This is a genomic window from Streptomyces sp. NPDC048751 (assembly GCF_043198595.1).
In the GTDB taxonomy this organism is placed as follows: Bacteria; Actinomycetota; Actinomycetes; order Streptomycetales; family Streptomycetaceae; genus Streptomyces.
In genome coordinates, this window is record NZ_JBICUX010000001.1 from 118,282 (window position 1) to 134,355 (window position 16,074).

Genomic DNA, 16,074 nt, shown 5'->3' on the forward strand with positions numbered 1-16,074 from the left:
GCAGGGCATGACGGCGAGCGCGTCCGGCGGTTAAGGTCACAGCGGCGCGACTGGCCCTGACGTGCGACGGGCCCGGAGAGCAAGGGGATTGCAACGTGTCGGACGCTGCTGTGCGCGGCACCCGCAGGGTGCTCGTTGCCGCGGACAAGTTCAAGGGTTCGCTGACGGCCGTACAGGTCGCGGAGCGGGTGACGGCGGGACTGCGCCGGGTCGTACCGGACGTCGAGGTCGAGGCGCTGCCCGTCGCCGACGGCGGGGACGGCACCGTGGTCGCGGCGGTCGCGGCGGGGTTCGAGCGGCGGGAGGTACGGGTCGCCGGCCCCGTCGGACACGAGGTCACGGCGGCGTTCGCGCTGCGCGGCGACACGGCCGTCGTCGAGATGGCGGAGGCCAGCGGGCTGCAGCGGCTGCCGGCGGGCGTCTTCGCGCCGCTGACGGCGTCGACGTACGGCTCGGGCGAGCTGCTGCGGGCCGCGCTGGACGCCGGGGCGCGGACGATCGTGTTCGGGGTCGGCGGCAGTGCCACCACGGACGGCGGCGCGGGCATGCTGTCCGCGCTGGGGGCGCGGTTCCTGGACGCCGACGGGGAGCCGGTGGCGCCGGGCGGCGGCGGCCTCGCCGATCTGGCCTCGGCCGATCTGTCGGACCTCGACCCACGGCTGTCCGCCGTGGAGCTGATCCTCGCGAGCGACGTCGACAACCCGCTGACCGGCCCGAAGGGCGCACCCGCGGTGTACGGACCGCAGAAGGGCGCCGCCCCGGACGACGTGGAGGCGCTGGACGCGGCGCTCGCCCACTACGCGCGGGTGCTGGAGACGGCTGTCGGCCCGAAGGCGACGGAGTACGCGGCCGCGCCGGGTGCGGGGGCCGCGGGCGGCATCGGGTACGGGGCACTGCTCCTCGGCGCGCGTTTCCGGGCCGGTATCGAGGTCATGCTCGACGTGCTCGGCTTCGCGCCGGCGCTGGCGCGTGCGGAACTGGTGATCACCGGTGAGGGTTCCCTGGACGAGCAGACCCTGCACGGCAAGGCTCCCGCGGGGGTCGCGGCGGCGGCGCGGGCCGCGGGGCGGGAGGTCGTCGCGGTGTGCGGCCGGCTCGCGCTGACGCCTGCGGCGCTGGAGCGGGCGGGGATCCGGCGGGCGTACCCGTTGACCGAGGTCGAGCCGGACGTGGCGAAGTGCATCGCGGACGCGGGGCCGATCCTCGAGCGGGTCGCCGAGCGGATCGCGCGGGACCTGCTGGGCTGAGGCGGGGGTTTCCCTCGCCCCCGCCGCCCCTACCCGTCCCATCCCCAGGGGGCTCCGCCCCTTCGCCCCCGCCAGGGGGCTCCGCCCCCTGGACCCCCGGCCTTGCCCACCCACCACCCGTTTGCGGTGGGTCGAGAGGTGCACCTTTTAACGAACCGAGTCGGGTGGTGGGTGGGCGGCAGGCCTGGGGTCTGGGGGGCGGAGCCCCCAGCAGAGCGGCCCACCGACGCCGGGTGGCAAACAGAAGGGCCCCGGACCCAACCCAGGTCCGGGGCCCCACTCGGCGGAGCGCTACGGCAGCTGCGCCGCCCGCGCCTCGCGCCGGTTGTCGCGGAAGTTGTTCACTCGGCGAGCCGTGGCGAACAGGGGGATCACCGCGCCCATGACCAGCTGCAGGGCGCAGCCCGTCTGGAGGAGGAGCTGGCCGCCGGGGGCGTCGAAGGCCCAGGCGGCCAGGAGGCCCATCGACAGGACGATCCAGGAGAGCATCGCCACCGCGAGGCGGCCCCGCGGCTTCGGGTACTCCACGCGGCTCACCATCAGCCAGGCCGTCCCCAGAATGGCCAGGAGTGTCGCCACGAAGGGCAGCTCGAGCAGGATGATCGAGACGACCGTCAAAGCCCCGAAGGGGGATGGCATGCCCTGGAACGTGCCGTCCTTCACCGTCACGCACGAGAAGCGGGCAAGCCGTAGCACCACCGCCAGCAGCACCACGATCGCCCCGACCGCCGCGACCCGCTGGTACGCGCCGTCCGCCACCATGCCGTAGACGAGGACGAAGTACGCCGGCGCGAGGCCGAAGCTGATCAGGTCGGAGAGGTTGTCCAGCTCGGCGCCCATGGGGGAGGAGCGCAGCTTGCGCGCCACCAGGCCGTCGAACAGGTCGAAGACCGCCGCGCACAGCATCAGGATGACGGCCGTGGCCGCGCTGTTGCGCGCCATGCCGGACTCCTGGCTGCCGGTGAGGTCCGGGATCAGGATGCCGGTGGTGGTGAAGTACACCGCCATGAAGCCGCACGTGGCGTTGCCGAGCGTCAGGGTGTCCGCTATCGACAGCCGAAGAGAGAGGGGCATCTCCTCCTCTTCGTCCACCTCGTCGGCCTCGGGCACCCAGCCCGCCTGGGTCTGCGGATCAATCACGGTCAATGCGAGTCACCCCAGCCACAGTCTTCTGTCCCACCTCGACCGCGATCTCCACGCCCTCGGGCAGGTAGATGTCCACGCGCGAGCCGAAGCGGATCAGCCCGATACGGTCACCCTGCTCGACCTTCGTACCCTCCGGGATGTAGGGGACGATGCGGCGGGCCACGGCACCGGCGATCTGGATCATCTCGATGTCACCGAGCTCGGTGTCGAAGTGCCAGACGACGCGCTCGTTGTTCTCGCTCTCCTTGTTGAACGCCGGTACGAACCCGCCGGGGATGTGCTCGACGGACGTCACGGTGCCGGAGAGGGGCGCGCGGTTGACGTGCACGTTGAGCGGGCTCATGAAGATGGCGACGCGGGTGCGGCCGTCCTTCCACGGCATGATGCTCTGCACCACACCGTCTGCGGGAGAGATGACCCGTCCCGGCGCGATCTCGCGCTCCGGGTCACGGAAGAACCACAGCATGCCCGCCGCGAGAGCGGTGGCGGGTACGGCGACGGCCTTGGCGACACCCGAGCGGCGGGCGCGGAGCAGGCTGACGGCTGCGGTGGTGACGGTCGGGAGAAGCCACGGCGATGCTCCGCGCGCAAGGCGTACACCGGCTCGGCTGTCGCGAGGTGCAGAGGTTTGGCTGTGGGGCATGGATGACCTTCGTAGCGGATGATGCCGCACTCTGACGGGGGACGGCGGCTTTCAGCGATCGTAGCGGTTCAAGGCCGCAACTGGGTAAGTCAGGAAGCCGAGTCGGCATCTGAGCAGTGTTGACGGGGTGTGATCTTCTTCTCGAAGAAAACACCCCGAACCCAGACATCTAGCCTTGGAAACGGTACTCCTCGAGCAGCCTGCGTCCGATGATCATTTTCTGGATCTCGGCGGTACCTTCACCGATCAGCAGCATCGGAGCCTCACGGTAGAGGCGCTCGATCTCGTACTCCTTGGAGAAGCCGTAGCCGCCGTGGATCCGGAAGGCATCCTCCACGACCTCCTTGCAGTACTCGGACGCGAGGTACTTCGCCATCCCAGCCTCAAGGTCGTTTCGTTCTCCGGAGTCCTTTTTGCGTGCCGCGTTCACCATCATCGCATGCGCGGCCTCGACCTTGGTAGCCATCTCGGCCAGCTTGAACTGGATCGCCTGGTGCTGGGCGATCGGCTTGCCGAACGTGTGACGCTGCTGGGCGTACCGGACGCCCAGCTCGAACGCACGCTGCGCGACGCCGCAGCCGCGCGCCGCCACGTTGACGCGGCCGACCTCCACGCCGTCCATCATTTGGTAAAAACCTCGGCCCGTCACCCCTCCGAGCACGCGGTTTGCGGGAATCCGCAGACCGTCCATGATCAGCTCGGTGGTGTCGACGCCCTTGTACCCCATCTTGTCGATCTTGCCGGGGATGGTCAGTCCGGGGCGGACCTCGCCGAAGCCGGGCTCCTTCTCCACGAGGAAGGTCGTCATCGACTTGTGGGGTGCCGTGCCCTCGGCGTGTCCTTCGTCACTTCGCACCAGGACGGCCACGAGCGAGGACGTTCCGCCGTTCGTCAGCCACATCTTCTGACCGTTCAGGACGTACTCCTCGCCGTCCTTCACCGCCTTCGACGTGATCGCGGACACGTCCGAGCCCAGGCCCGGCTCCGACATCGAGAACGCGCCCCGGATGTCGCCGGCCGCCATCCTCGGCAGGAAGTGGTCCTTCTGCTCCTGCGTGCCGTGCTGCTTGAGCATGTACGCCACGATGAAGTGCGTGTTGATGATGCCGGACACCGACATCCAGCCACGGGCGATCTCCTCCACGCACAGCGCGTAGGTCAGGAGCGACTCGCCCAGACCCCCGTACTCCTCGGGGATCATCAGGCCGAACAGGCCCAACTCCTTCAGCCCGTCGACGATCTGCTGAGGGTACTCGTCGCGGTGCTCCAGCTCGGTCGCGACCGGGAGGATCTCCTTGTCCACGAAGTCCCGGACAGTGGACAGGATCTCCTGCTGGACGTCCGTCAGACCGGCGGTCTGGGCGAGTCGCGCCATGGCTACTTCTCCTGCTCCTTGAGCTCGGGGCGGCCGGGCTGCTCGCCGCCGCGCTCCTTGATGTACGTCTCGGTCGGCACCATCACCTTGCGGCGGAACACGCAGACCAGCGTGCCGTCCTGCTTGTAGCCCTTCGTCTCCACGTGGACGATCCCGCGGTCGTTCTTCGACTTCGACGGCCACTTGTCGAGCACGGTCGTCTCGCCGTAGATCGTGTCGCCGTGGAAGGTCGGCGCCACGTGCCTCAGCGACTCGATCTCCAGGTTGGCGATCGCCTTGCCCGAGACGTCCGGCACGGACATGCCGAGCAGCAGGGAGTAGATGTAGTTCCCGACGACGACGTTCTTGCCGAAGTCCGTCGTCTGCTCCGCGTAGTTGCTGTCCATGTGGAGCGGGTGGTGGTTCATGGTGAGCAGACAGAACAGGTGGTCGTCGTACTCCGTGACCGTCTTGCCCGGCCAGTGCTTGTAGACCGCCCCGACCTCGAACTCCTCGTAGGTGCGCCCGAACTGCATGCTCACGCCTCCGGAATCTCGAACTTGCTGGTGCGCTGCATGCCGGCGGCGCGTCCCTTGCCGGAGATGACCAGGGCCATCTTGCGGCTGGCCTCGTCGATCATCTCGTCGCCGAGCATCGCCGAGCCCTTCTTGCCGCCCGCCTCGGATGTGTAGTAGTCGTACGCGTCCAGGATCAGCTCGGCGTGGTCGTAGTCCTCCTGGGAGGGCGAGAAGATCTCGTTGGACGCCTCGACCTGGCCCGGGTGCAGCACCCACTTGCCGTCGAAGCCGAGGGCGGCGGCACGCTGCGCGACCTCGCGGTAGCCGTCGATGTTGCGGATCTGCAGGTAGGGACCGTCGATCGCCTGGAGGTTGTTGGCGCGGGCGGCCATGAGGATCTTCATCAGGATGTAGTGGTAGGCGTCCGCCGGGTAGCCGGGCGGCTGCTCGCCCACGACCAGCGACTTCATGTTGATCGACGCCATGAAGTCGGCCGGGCCGAAGATGATCGTCTCGACGCGCTGGGACGCCGTCGCGATCTCGTTGACGTTGTTCAGGCCCTGCGCGTTCTCGATCTGGGCCTCGATGCCGATCTTGCCGACCTCGAAGCCCATGGTCTTCTCGATCTGGGTGAGGAGGAGGTCCAGCGCGACGATCTGCTGCGCGTCCTGCACCTTCGGCAGCATGATGCAGTCGAGGTTCTGGCCGGCTCCCTCGACCACCGTCACGACGTCGCGGTACGTCCACTCGGTCGTCCAGTCGTTGACGCGCACGACCCGCGTCTTGCCCGTCCAGTCGCCCTCGTTGAGGAACTTGACGATGGTGTGCCGCGCCTCGGGCTTGGCGAGCGGCGCGCACGCGTCCTCGAGGTCCAGGAAGACCTGGTCGGCCGGGAGGCCCTGCGCCTTCTCCAGGAAGCGGGGGTTCGAGCCCGGCACCGCCAGGCAGGAACGCCGGGGGCGAAGGCGGTTGACCGTGGTCATGCGGGGACCTCCAGGGGGTCGAGCTTGTTCGCTTTCCGGATCTCGTCGACGATGCGGCCGATGATTCCGGTGATGTCGAAGTCCTTCGGGGTGAAGACCGCGGCAACTCCGGCGGACCTGAGTTGCTCTGCGTCCCCGTTGGGGATGATGCCACCGGCGATCACCGGTATATCTGTGGCACCGGCCACACGGAGGCGTTCCAGCACGTCAGGAACCAGCTGGGAGTGCGACCCGGACAGGATCGACAGGCCGACCGCGTGCACGTCCTCGGCGAGGGCCGCGTCGACGATCTGCTCAGGGGTGAGCCGTATGCCCTGGTAGACCACCTCGAACCCGGCGTCGCGGGCCCGCACGGCGATCTGCTCGGCGCCGTTGGAGTGCCCGTCCAGGCCGGGCTTGCCGACCAGGAAGCGCAGCTTGCCGACGCCCAGCTCCTTGGCCGTCAGATCCACCTTTCGGCGCACCTCGGACAGGGCCGAGCCCTCCTCGGCGGGGATCGCCACCGGCGCCGACGAGACTCCGGTCGGTGCCCGGAACTCGCCGAACACCTCACGCAGCGCCCCGGCCCACTCGCCGGTCGTGACGCCGGCGCGGGCGCACTCCAGGGTGGCCTCCATGAGGTTGTCGGTGCCCTTGGCGGCCTCCTTCAGCCTCTCCAGCGCCTTGCAGGGACGCGGGTGGTTGAAAGGCGGCTGGTAGCGGGTGTCGCGCCAGTTCTGGAGGGAGGCGATGACCCGGGCCTCGACCGCCGGGTCGACCGTCTGGATCGCGGTGTCCAGGTCGGCCGTCAGCGGGTTCGGCTCGGTGCCCTCGAAGGCGTTGACGCCGATGATCTTCTCCTGGCCGGACTCGATACGGGCCCGGCGCTCGGCGTGCGAGGCGACCAGCTGCGACTTGAGGTAGCCCGACTCGACGGCGGCCATCGCGCCGCCCATCTCCTGGATCCGCTCGATCTCCGCGAGGGACTCCTCGACGAGCTCGCCCACCTTGGCCTCGATCACCTTCGAGCCCTCGAAGATGTCGTCGTACTCCAGCAGGTCGCTCTCGTACGCGAGGACCTGCTGAATGCGCAGCGACCACTGCTGGTCCCAGGGCCTCGGCAGGCCGAGTGCCTCGTTCCAGGCCGGCAGCTGCACGGCACGCGCGCGTGCGTCCTTGGAGAGGGTGACGGCCAGCATCTCCAGCACGATGCGCTGGACGTTGTTCTCCGGCTGCGCCTCCGTCAGGCCCAGGGAGTTGACCTGGACGCCGTAGCGGAAGCGGCGGTGCTTGGGGTCCTCGATGCCGTACCGCTCACGGGTGACGCGGTCCCAGATGCGGCCGAAAGCCCGCATCTTGCACATCTCCTCGACGAAGCGGACGCCCGCGTTCACGAAGAAGGAGATACGGCCGACGACGTCACCCATGCGCTCCTGCGGCACCTGGCCGCTGTCGCGCACCGCGTCGAGGACGGCGATCGCGGTGGACATCGCGTACGCGATCTCCTGGACCGGCGTGGCGCCCGCCTCCTGCAGGTGGTAGCTGCAGATGTTGATCGGGTTCCACTTCGGCATGCGGGAGACCGTGTACGCGATCATGTCCGTCGTCAGGCGGAGGCTCGGCCCCGGCGGGAACACGTGCGTCCCCCGGGACAGGTACTCCTTGACGATGTCGTTCTGGGTCGTGCCCTGGAGCTTGGTGATGTCCGCGCCCTGCTCCTCGGCGACGACCTGGTAGAGCGCCAGCAGCCACATGGCGGTGGCGTTGATGGTCATCGAGGTGTTCATCTGCTCCAGGGGGATGTCCTGGAACAGCCGGCGCATGTCACCGAGATGGGCCACCGGCACGCCGACCCGGCCGACCTCGCCGCGGGCGAGGATGTGGTCGGAGTCGTAGCCGGTCTGCGTCGGCAGGTCGAACGCCACCGACAGACCCGTCTGACCCTTGGCGAGGTTGCGCCGGTACAGCTCGTTGGACGCCTCGGCCGTGGAGTGACCGGCGTACGTGCGCATGAGCCACGGCCGGTCCTTCTGACGCTCAGTCATCTGTGCTCCCGGGTGTCTCAGATGTTGCGGAAGCGGTTGATGGCATCGATGTGCTGCGCGCGCTTCTCGGTGTCGCGCACGCCCAGGCCCTCCTCGGGGGCCAGGCAGAGCACGCCGACCTTGCCCTGATGGACGTTGCGGTGCACGTCGTGGGCGGCCTGGCCGGTGTCCTCGAGGGAGTAGACCTTGGAGAGCGTCGGGTGGATCTTGCCCTTGGCGATGAGGCGGTTGGCCTCCCAGGCCTCGCGGTAGTTGGCGAAGTGCGAGCCGATGATCCGCTTCAGGGACATCCACAGGTAGCGGTTGTCGTACTCGTGCATGTAGCCCGAGGTCGAGGCGCAGGTGGTGATGGTGCCGCCCTTGCGGGTGACGTAGACGCTCGCGCCGAAGGTCTCGCGGCCGGGGTGCTCGAAGACGATGTCGATGTCCTCGCCGCCGGTGAGCTCGCGGATGCGCTTGCCGAAGCGCTTCCACTCCTTGGGGTCCTGGGTGTTCTCGTCCTTCCAGAACTTGTAACCCTCGGCGTTGCGGTCGATGATCGCCTCGGCGCCCATCGAGCGGCAGATCTCCGCCTTCTGCGCGCTGGAGACGACACAGATCGGGTTGGCGCCACCGGCCAGCGCGAACTGCGTGGCGTAGGAGCCCAGGCCGCCGCTGGCGCCCCAGATGAGCACGTTGTCGCCCTGCTTCATGCCGGCGCCGTTGCGGGAGACGAGCTGCCGGTAGGCGGTGGAGTTGACCAGGCCGGGGGCGGCGGCCTCCTCCCACGACAGGTGGTCCGGCTTCGGCATCAGCTGGTTGGACTTGACCAGGGCGATCTCGGCGAGGCCGCCGAAGTTGGTCTCGAAGCCCCAGATGCGCTGCTCCGGGTCGAGCATCGTGTCGTTGTGGCCGTCGGACGACTCCAGCTCGACGGAGAGGCAGTGCGCGACGACCTCGTCGCCGGGCTTCCAGGCGTTGACGCCCGGGCCGGTGCGCAGGACGACGCCCGCGAGGTCGGAGCCGATGATGTGGTACGGCAGGTCGTGCCGCTTGGCGAGCTCGTTGGTGCGGCCGTAGCGCTCCAGGAACCCGAAGGTCGACAGCGGCTCGAAGATCGAGGTCCACACGGAGTTGTAGTTGACCGAGGAGGCCATGACGGCCACCAGGGCCTCGCCCGGGCCCAGCTCGGGCAGCGGCACCTCGTCCAGGTGCAGCGACTTGCGCGGGTCCTTGTCGCGGGTCTGCATGCCCGCGAACATCTCCGTCTCGTCCTTGTGCACGGTGATCGCCCGGTACGACTCGGGGAGCGGCAGGGCGGCGAAGTCGGCCGACGTCGAGTCGGGGGACTGGATCGCGTCCAGGATCTCGTTCACGGTCACGGTGTTGCCTCCGGCGGTACGCACCCTGAGGGAGGGGTGCTGAGGGTTACGTCGGTGCTGCTGAGGGTTGGGGAAGTGCCGTCGGTTCGGCGGATGGTGCTGTTCGGCAGCGCTTTGTGGCGCGGGAGGTTGCCTGTGACGCAGGCGCCCGGGCGCGCAGGCCCTGAGGGGCTTGCGGGGACAGCCGGCGTACGAAAGGTCTCTGCACGCCGGCCGCCCGGACACCTTCAACGTATGGCACGCCGTGTCACCTCGCAAGGCACTGGGTGCCAGAAATTGCTCTCAGGTGAAATCTTTACGTAACAAATGAGCGATGATCGATCAAAGCTACTGTCGGGTAGGTGTAGAGGGGGCAAAGAGAAACGCACCGACGGCGGCACTGGGTGCCACCGTCGGCGCGTCGCCGGGTGTGGTGCAGGGGAATGTCTAGGAATGTTCCTTCAGGGCCTGCTCGATGGTGCGCATGACCTCGTCGAGAGGGGCGTCGGTGCGCGCGACCGTCACCAGGACCTCGCCGTGCGTCGTCGTGGCGGCCGGCGCGGGCCGGGCCGTGGTGTCCCGCCCGGCCCCGATGCCCGTCCCGAACGTCTTCCGCACGATCGCGAAGGCGTGGTCCAGCTGCGCCTCCACGTCCCCTTGGCCCCCGGCGCGCAGCCAGCGCCGCAGGACGTGGTTGTGGGCGGTGACGACGGCGGACGCGGCGACCTCGGCCAGCAGCGGGTCGTCGTTGGCGTCGTCGTCGTGGGCGTGCTCGTCGAAGTGGCCGAGGAGGTAGCGGGTGAAGAGGCGCTCGTAGCGGGCCACCGACGCGATCTCCGCCTCGCGCAGCGTGGGCACCTCACGGGTGAGCTTGTAGCGGGCGACCGAGATCTCCGGCCGGGCCGCGTACATCTTCATGACTTCCTTGATCCCCCGGCACACCGTGTCGAGCGGATGCTCGTGCGCTGGCGCCGCGTTGAGCACGGCCTCGGCACGGATCAGCGTGTCGTCGTGGTCGGGGAAGATCGCCTCTTCCTTGGACCGGAAGTGGCGGAAGAAGGTGCGGCGGGCGACGCCCGCCGCGGCCGCGATCTCGTCGACGGTGGTCGCCTCGTAGCCCTTGGTCGCGAAGAGCTCCATCGCGGCGGCCGCCAGCTCCCGGCGCATCCTGAGCCGTTGGGCGGCCGCGCGACTGCCCGCGGCACTCTCCGGCGCGTCGGGCGTGGCTGGTGTACGTGAGGACTTCGCGGGCTGGGACATGACCTGAACGTACTGCATGTGCGCAGCTCGGTGCGCAGGTCGGGCGTTTCCCCCGCCCTCTCGGGGCGGGGGTCCGCCTGCCGCGCCGAGCAGTCCGCCCCAGTCCGCCGTGGACGCGAACCGGTCCGCCGGACGCTCAGCGCCGGGCATATTCGCGGAAGCCGCGGCCCGTCTTGCGGCCGAGGCAGCCCGCGGCCACCAGGTGCTCCAGGAGCGGCGCCGGGGCGAGGCCGGGGTCCCTGAACTCGCGGTGCAGGACCTTCTCGATGGCCAGGGAGACGTCGAGGCCGACGACGTCCAGGAGTTCGAACGGCCCCATCGGGTAGCCGCCGCCCAGTTTCATCGCGGCGTCGATGTCGTCGAGCGAGGCGTAGTGCTCCTGCACCATCTTGATCGCGTTGTTGAGGTACGGGAACAGCAGGGCGTTCACGATGAAGCCCGCCCGGTCGCCGCAGTCGACGGCGTGCTTCTTGATCCGGACGCACACCTCGCGGACCGTGGCGTGGACGTCGTCGCCCGTCAGTACCGTGCGGACCACCTCGACCAGCTTCATCGCCGGCGCGGGGTTGAAGAAGTGCATGCCGATGACGTCCTGCGGGCGCGAGGTGGCCCGGGCACAGGCGACGACGGGCAGCGAGGACGTGGTGGTCGCCAGGACCGCGCCCGGCTTGCACACCTTGTCCAGCGTCGCGAACAACTGCCGCTTGACGTCCAGGTCCTCGGCGACGGCCTCGACGGCCAGGTCGACGTCGGCGAAGGCGTCGTAGGAGCCCGCCGTGGTGATCCGGTCCAGGGTCTGCGCGGCCGCCTCGGCGGTCATCCGGCCCTTGTCGACGGAGCGGGCCAGCGACTTGCCGATCCGGGCCTTGGCGGTCTGCGCCTTCTCCTCGCTGCGGGCGGCGACGACGACGTCGTAGCCGGCCTTGGCGAACACCTCCACGATGCCCGACGCCATGGTGCCCGAGCCCGCGACACCGACCAGGCGCACGGGGCGGCCCGGGGTGAGGTCCGCGCCGTCGAGCGGGGTCAGCGCGTCCCGCACGACGGTGGCGCTGCCGGGTGCGTCGTAGGTGTAGAAGCCGCGGCCCGACTTGCGGCCCGTCAGGCCGGCCTCGCTGAGCTGCTTGAGGATGGGGGCGGGGGCGTGCAGCCGGTCGCGGGACTCGGCGTACATGGCATCGAGGACGGTACGGGCCGTGTCGACGCCGATCAGGTCGAGCAGTGCGAGCGGGCCCATGGGCAGTCCGCAGCCGAGCCGCATCGCGGCGTCGATGTCCTCGCGGGAGGCGTACTTCGCCTCGTACATCGCGGCGGCCTGGTTGAGGTAGCCGAACAGCAGTCCGTCGGCGACGAATCCGGGCCGGTCGCCGACCGCGACGGGTTCCTTGCCGAGGCCGACGGCCAGGTCGGTGACCGTGGCGACGGCCTGGGGCGCGGTCAGCACGGACGAGACGACCTCGACCAGCTTCATCGCCGGCGCCGGGTTGAAGAAGTGCAGCCCGAGCACCCGCTCCGGGTGGGCCGAGTCGGCGGCCAGCCGCGTGACGGACAGCGCGTTGGTGCCGGTCGCCAGGATCGTCTCCGGGCGCACGATCCCGTCCAGCTCGCGGAAGATCTGCTGCTTGATCTCGTACGACTCCGGGGCCACCTCGATGACGAGGTCGGCGTCGGCGGCCGCGCGCAGGTCGGTGGAGGTGCGGAAGCGGGCGAGGGCGTCCGTGCGCTCCTGCTCGGTCAGCCTCCCGCGCTTCACGGCGCGGGCGGTCGCGGCCTCCAGGGCGGCGAGGGACCTCGCGGCCTGGGCCTCGCTGATGTCGATGCCGATGACCTCGCGGCCGGCCCGGGTGAGGACCTCGGCGATACCGGTGCCCATCGTGCCGAGGCCGACGACGGCAATGGTCGTGAACGGGGACAGAGAGGTGTCGTGCAGGGGAGTGGCCATCGCGGGACTCCAGAGAATGAGGGTGACGACTGGGGACGCGCCCGGGTGCGCCGGGGGAGAGCCGGCCGAGGAGACCGGAACCGAGGGCGCACCAAGGTGCGGAAGGAGTGCGGGTGTGATGCCGGGCTGCGAGCGCACACGCCCGGTGCCGTCGCCGTGGACGTGCACACGTCCGAGGAACGGCGGAACCGACCGGCCCTGTCCCGTGGCCGGGTCGAACTGCGGTACACGAGGTACCGAACCGACTGCTCTCACGGCGGCTGCGTCACCAGGCCACCGCGAGGAGGGCTGCGAGTGGGTAACTCGCTCGTCTGAGCTTAACCGGCGGGTAACGAGCGCGCCACCCCCCGACTTTGTGATGTGGGTCCCGCGCACCCGGTCACCCCGCCTAGGCTCGTCTCATGGACGTAGAGTTGCGATCGCTCACGGAGCGCTTACGGCGCGAGTCAGGCGGGACGGCCGCGTACGAGCGGCTGGTGGCCACCGAGGATCACGACGAACTGGCGGGAGTGCTCACGGAGCCCGGACAGCCGCTCTGGGCCAGGGAACTGGCCGCGTTCCGGCTCGGGCTCGCGGGTGACCGGCGGGCCTTCGAGGCCCTCGTCCTGCTCCTCAACCACCGTGACCCGCCGCGCTGCGCCTCCGCGGCTTACGCCCTCGCCCGGCTCGGCGACCCCCGCACCGCCCGCGCGGCCGCCGCCCTCGCCACCAACGAACTGCGCGTCGCCTACGCCCTGCACCCGGTCCGGCTCCTGACCGAGTTGCGCGCACCGGAGTCCGTGCCGGCGCTGATCACCACCCTGGGGCGGCGGCTGCGCCCGCACGACCCCTACCGCAAGGTGGCGCTGGCGTGTGTGGAGGGACTGGGTGCGCTGGGCGACGCCCGCGCCCGTCCGGTCCTGAACGAGGCGCTCGCCCACCCGGCGCTGGCCGAGGCGGCGGTCCACGCGCTGGCGCGGATCCCGAAGCAGCGGTGAGCCGTCAGGCCGGCAACGGCCGGGCGTGGCGGACCTCGGGCACCGCGACGCCGTCCACCTCGAACGGCTCCTCGGTGCCGTCCGCCCGGAAACCCCCGCGCTCGTAGAACCGGCGCGCGCGGGTGTTCCCCTTGACGACCCACAGGTACATCCGCTCGTGTCCGAGGGCCGCGCACTGGCGTAGCGACTCCCTGAGAAGGCCCCGGCCCACACCGCTGCCCAGACGGTCGGGGTCGACGTAGAGTGCGTACAACTCGGCGTCCTCCGTGCGCGTTTCGCCGTCGCGGTACGGGCCGTGGGCGGCCCAGCCGATGACCTCGCCGTCATGCTCTGCGACGAGGTTCACCACGCTGCCGTCGCCCTGCCCGAACCCGGCCCGGCGCCGCTCGGCGTCCCGCGTCGTGCTGAGCACGTCGAGGTACGACTGTGGCATGAGGCCCTGGTAGGCGGTCTGCCAGCCCCGCACGCGGATCTCGGAGACCCGGTCGCAGTCGGCGAGCGTCATGTCCCGCACCCGGAGGCCGGTCACGGCCGGCCGGCTCACTCCGGCACCACCGCGAACGCCTCGATCTCCATCAGGACGTCCGGCCGGACCAGCGCGGCGACCTGCACGGCCGAGGCGGCCGGGAGACGGTCGTCGGGTATGTGCGCGACGCGGGCCGTGCGGATGGCCGGCATGTCGGCCATGTCCGTGACGAAGTAGGTGAGTTTGACGACGTCGTCGAAGCTCGCGCCGGCGGCCGCCAGGCAGCGCCCGAGGTTGGCGAAGACCTGCCGGGCCTGCTCCTCCGGGTCCCCCTCGCCGACCAGCCTGCCGTGTTCGTCGAGGGGGAGCTGCCCCGCTGTCGCCACGAAGCGGCCGGAGCCGATGACGACGTGGCTGTACTGCGCGGCGGCGGCGACGCCCTCGGGGGCGGGGATCCTGGTCAGCTCACTCATGCGTCCATGGTGGACCATGGGTCCGACATCGCCCCCGACGGGCCGTCAGAGGATGTCCTAGCTGCGGAAGCCGAGCAGCCCGTGCAGCGTCGAGCCGCGGGACGACGTCGGCGCCGCCTTCCTGCTCAGCGGCTGCGGATCGGGCAGCGCCGGGCACACCGCGTCGGCCTCGCCGCTGCCGCGCGGCACCGTGCCGTCGGTCAGATACGCCGCCAGATGCCGGTCCAGGCAGCTGTTCCCGCTGAGCGTGACGCCGTGGTTGCCGCCGCCCTCCTCGACCACGAGGCTGGAGCCGCCCAGCAGGGAGTGGACCGTCGCGCCGCCCTCGAACGGGGTGGCCGCGTCGTTCGTCGCCTGGAACAGCAGGGCCGGCGACGACAGCCCGCCGTTGGCCACGTTCACCGGGTGCTGGGAGCGCGTCGGCCAGAACGCGCACGACGCGTTGTACCAGGCGTTGTTCCAGGTCACGAACGGCGCCTTCTCGTACACCGCCCAGTTGTCCGCGCGCCACCGCTCCCAGGACCGCGGCCAGTCGGCGTCCCGGCACTGCACCGAGGTGTAGACGCTGTACCCGTTGTCCCCGGCGGAGTCGACCGCGCCGAGGCGCTCGTACGCCTCGACGAGCGGATCGGCGTCCTTGTCGTTGACGAACGCGGCGAACGCCTGGGCGAGGTAGGGCCAGTAGCCGTTGTAGTAGCCGCCGGGCATGAAGGTGTCCTCCAGCTCCGTCGCGCCCACCCTGCCGTCGGCCGGCTTCTTCGCGAGGGACGCGCGCATCGCGTACCACCTGGCCTCGACCTGGTCCGGATCCGTGCCGAGCCGGTAGGCCGTGTGGTGCTTGGCGATCCACGCCATCAACGCGCGGTGGCGGTCGTTGAAGGCGTAGTCCTGCGCGAGGTTGTCCTCGTACCAGACACCGGCCGGGTCGACGATCGAGTCCAGGACGAGTCGGCGCACCCGCTCCGGGAACAGCTTGGCGTAGACCGCGCCGAGGTAGGTGCCGTACGAGTAGCCCAGGTAGTTGAGCCGTGTCGAGCCGAGCGCCGCGCGGATGGAGTCCATGTCACGGACGGCGCTGACCGTGTCGATGTGGGGCAGCACGCGCGCGTACTTGGTGGCGCAGGCGTCGGCGAAGGACTTCGCGCGCGTGAGGTTCGCCTGTTCGATCGCCGGTGTGCTCGGCACGGAGTCGGGGCGGACCGGGCCGAAGTGACCGGGGACGCAGTCCAGGGCGGGTGTGCTGGCGCCCACCCCGCGCGGGTCGAAGCCGACGACGTCGTACTGGGCCGCCACCGCCTTGGGCAGCGCGGAGGCGACGAATCCGGCGAGCGTGCGGCCGCTGCCGCCGGGGCCGCCGGGGTTGACCAGCAGCGGGCCCTGGTACGTCTTCGCGGTGTGGGGCACGCGGGACAGCGCGAGCGTGATCCGCTGCCCGCGCGGGTCGGCGTGGTCGAGCGGCACCTTCAGCGACGCGCACTGGAGCCTCGGATAGGCGGTCGTGGCGCAGTTCTTCCAGCCGAGTTCCGCGGCGGGCGCCAGGGGTGCGGGATACGACGGACGCGCGTCGGCGGGCACGGCCGTGAACACACCGGCCACCACCACGGCGGCACCGCACAGCGCTGCTGCGCGTTTCCTCATGCAGTCCTCCCAGGACGGAGGGATGTCGGACCGCGAAGGTCACGGTCCTCGCCGCATCGTCCC

The 16,074-nt window shown here is 70.2% G+C and carries 14 protein-coding genes; 2 read left to right on the top strand and 12 right to left on the bottom strand.

Annotation, left to right across the window (positions count from 1 at the left end; all coding sequences use genetic code 11):
- Positions 1-110 precede the first annotated feature (110 nt).
- The gene (locus tag ACGFNV_RS00520; RefSeq protein WP_393619937.1) at positions 111-1,247 is read left to right on the top strand and encodes a glycerate kinase; all 1,137 of its coding nucleotides are present in this window, start codon (positions 111-113) and stop codon (positions 1,245-1,247) included.
- Positions 1,248-1,538: 291 nt separating this feature from the next.
- On the opposite strand, the gene pssA is transcribed toward ACGFNV_RS00520, so the two are convergent.
- From pssA to ACGFNV_RS00565, 9 genes are all read right to left on the bottom strand, one after another.
- Positions 1,539-2,357 carry a CDP-diacylglycerol--serine O-phosphatidyltransferase gene (gene pssA, locus ACGFNV_RS00525; protein ID WP_393619939.1) on the bottom strand — a complete coding sequence of 273 codons (819 nt, stop codon included), beginning with the start codon at positions 2,355-2,357 and terminating at the stop codon, positions 1,539-1,541.
- A gap of 22 nt (positions 2,358-2,379) precedes the next feature.
- The gene (locus ACGFNV_RS00530; protein ID WP_393618195.1) at positions 2,380-3,036 is read right to left on the bottom strand and encodes a phosphatidylserine decarboxylase; all 657 of its coding nucleotides are present in this window, start codon (positions 3,034-3,036) and stop codon (positions 2,380-2,382) included.
- A gap of 169 nt (positions 3,037-3,205) precedes the next feature.
- Complete coding sequence (locus ACGFNV_RS00535; RefSeq protein ID WP_393618197.1) at positions 3,206-4,411, bottom strand: acyl-CoA dehydrogenase family protein; 1,206 nt, start codon at positions 4,409-4,411, stop codon at positions 3,206-3,208.
- A 2-nt stretch (positions 4,412-4,413) separates the two neighbouring features.
- Positions 4,414-4,926: a MaoC family dehydratase gene (locus ACGFNV_RS00540; protein ID WP_393619941.1), complete on the bottom strand. Its 513-nt coding sequence runs from the start codon at positions 4,924-4,926 to the stop codon at positions 4,414-4,416.
- Between the two features lie 2 nt (positions 4,927-4,928).
- Positions 4,929-5,891 (bottom strand): CoA ester lyase, encoded by a 963-nt coding sequence (locus ACGFNV_RS00545; RefSeq protein WP_133930709.1) that lies wholly within the window; start codon positions 5,889-5,891, stop codon positions 4,929-4,931.
- Complete coding sequence (locus ACGFNV_RS00550) at positions 5,888-7,915, bottom strand: protein meaA (protein WP_393618198.1); 2,028 nt, start codon at positions 7,913-7,915, stop codon at positions 5,888-5,890. The genes ACGFNV_RS00545 and ACGFNV_RS00550 overlap by 4 nt, the downstream gene beginning before the upstream one ends.
- 17 nt (positions 7,916-7,932) lie before the next feature.
- Entirely contained in the window at positions 7,933-9,276 is a 1,344-nt protein-coding gene (ccrA, locus tag ACGFNV_RS00555; RefSeq protein WP_393618200.1) for a crotonyl-CoA carboxylase/reductase, read from the bottom strand.
- A gap of 426 nt (positions 9,277-9,702) precedes the next feature.
- Positions 9,703-10,515: a TetR family transcriptional regulator gene (locus tag ACGFNV_RS00560; RefSeq protein ID WP_393618201.1), complete on the bottom strand. Its 813-nt coding sequence runs from the start codon at positions 10,513-10,515 to the stop codon at positions 9,703-9,705.
- A 136-nt stretch (positions 10,516-10,651) separates the two neighbouring features.
- A complete protein-coding gene (locus tag ACGFNV_RS00565; protein WP_393618203.1) occupies positions 10,652-12,457 on the bottom strand; it encodes a 3-hydroxyacyl-CoA dehydrogenase family protein in 1,806 nt (601 codons plus the stop codon).
- 401 nt (positions 12,458-12,858) lie between these two features.
- On the opposite strand from ACGFNV_RS00565, the gene ACGFNV_RS00570 reads away from it, so the two are divergent.
- Positions 12,859-13,434, top strand: a complete 576-nt coding sequence (locus ACGFNV_RS00570; protein ID WP_393618205.1) for an adenylosuccinate lyase — start codon at positions 12,859-12,861, stop codon at positions 13,432-13,434.
- Between the two features lie 4 nt (positions 13,435-13,438).
- Here the strand turns inward: ACGFNV_RS00570 and ACGFNV_RS00575 are convergent, their stop codons facing one another.
- Genes ACGFNV_RS00575 through ACGFNV_RS00585 form a run of 3 tightly spaced genes read right to left on the bottom strand, consistent with a single transcriptional unit; the run spans position 13,439 to position 16,011 of the window.
- Positions 13,439-13,939: a GNAT family N-acetyltransferase gene (locus ACGFNV_RS00575; RefSeq protein WP_393619943.1), complete on the bottom strand. Its 501-nt coding sequence runs from the start codon at positions 13,937-13,939 to the stop codon at positions 13,439-13,441.
- Positions 13,940-13,974: 35 nt separating this feature from the next.
- On the bottom strand, positions 13,975-14,373 hold the full coding sequence (locus ACGFNV_RS00580) for a RidA family protein (protein ID WP_393618207.1): 399 nt from the start codon (positions 14,371-14,373) through the stop codon (positions 13,975-13,977).
- Between the two features lie 57 nt (positions 14,374-14,430).
- The gene (locus ACGFNV_RS00585; protein WP_393618208.1) at positions 14,431-16,011 is read right to left on the bottom strand and encodes an alpha/beta hydrolase; all 1,581 of its coding nucleotides are present in this window, start codon (positions 16,009-16,011) and stop codon (positions 14,431-14,433) included.
- Between the last annotated feature and the right edge of the window lie 63 nt (positions 16,012-16,074).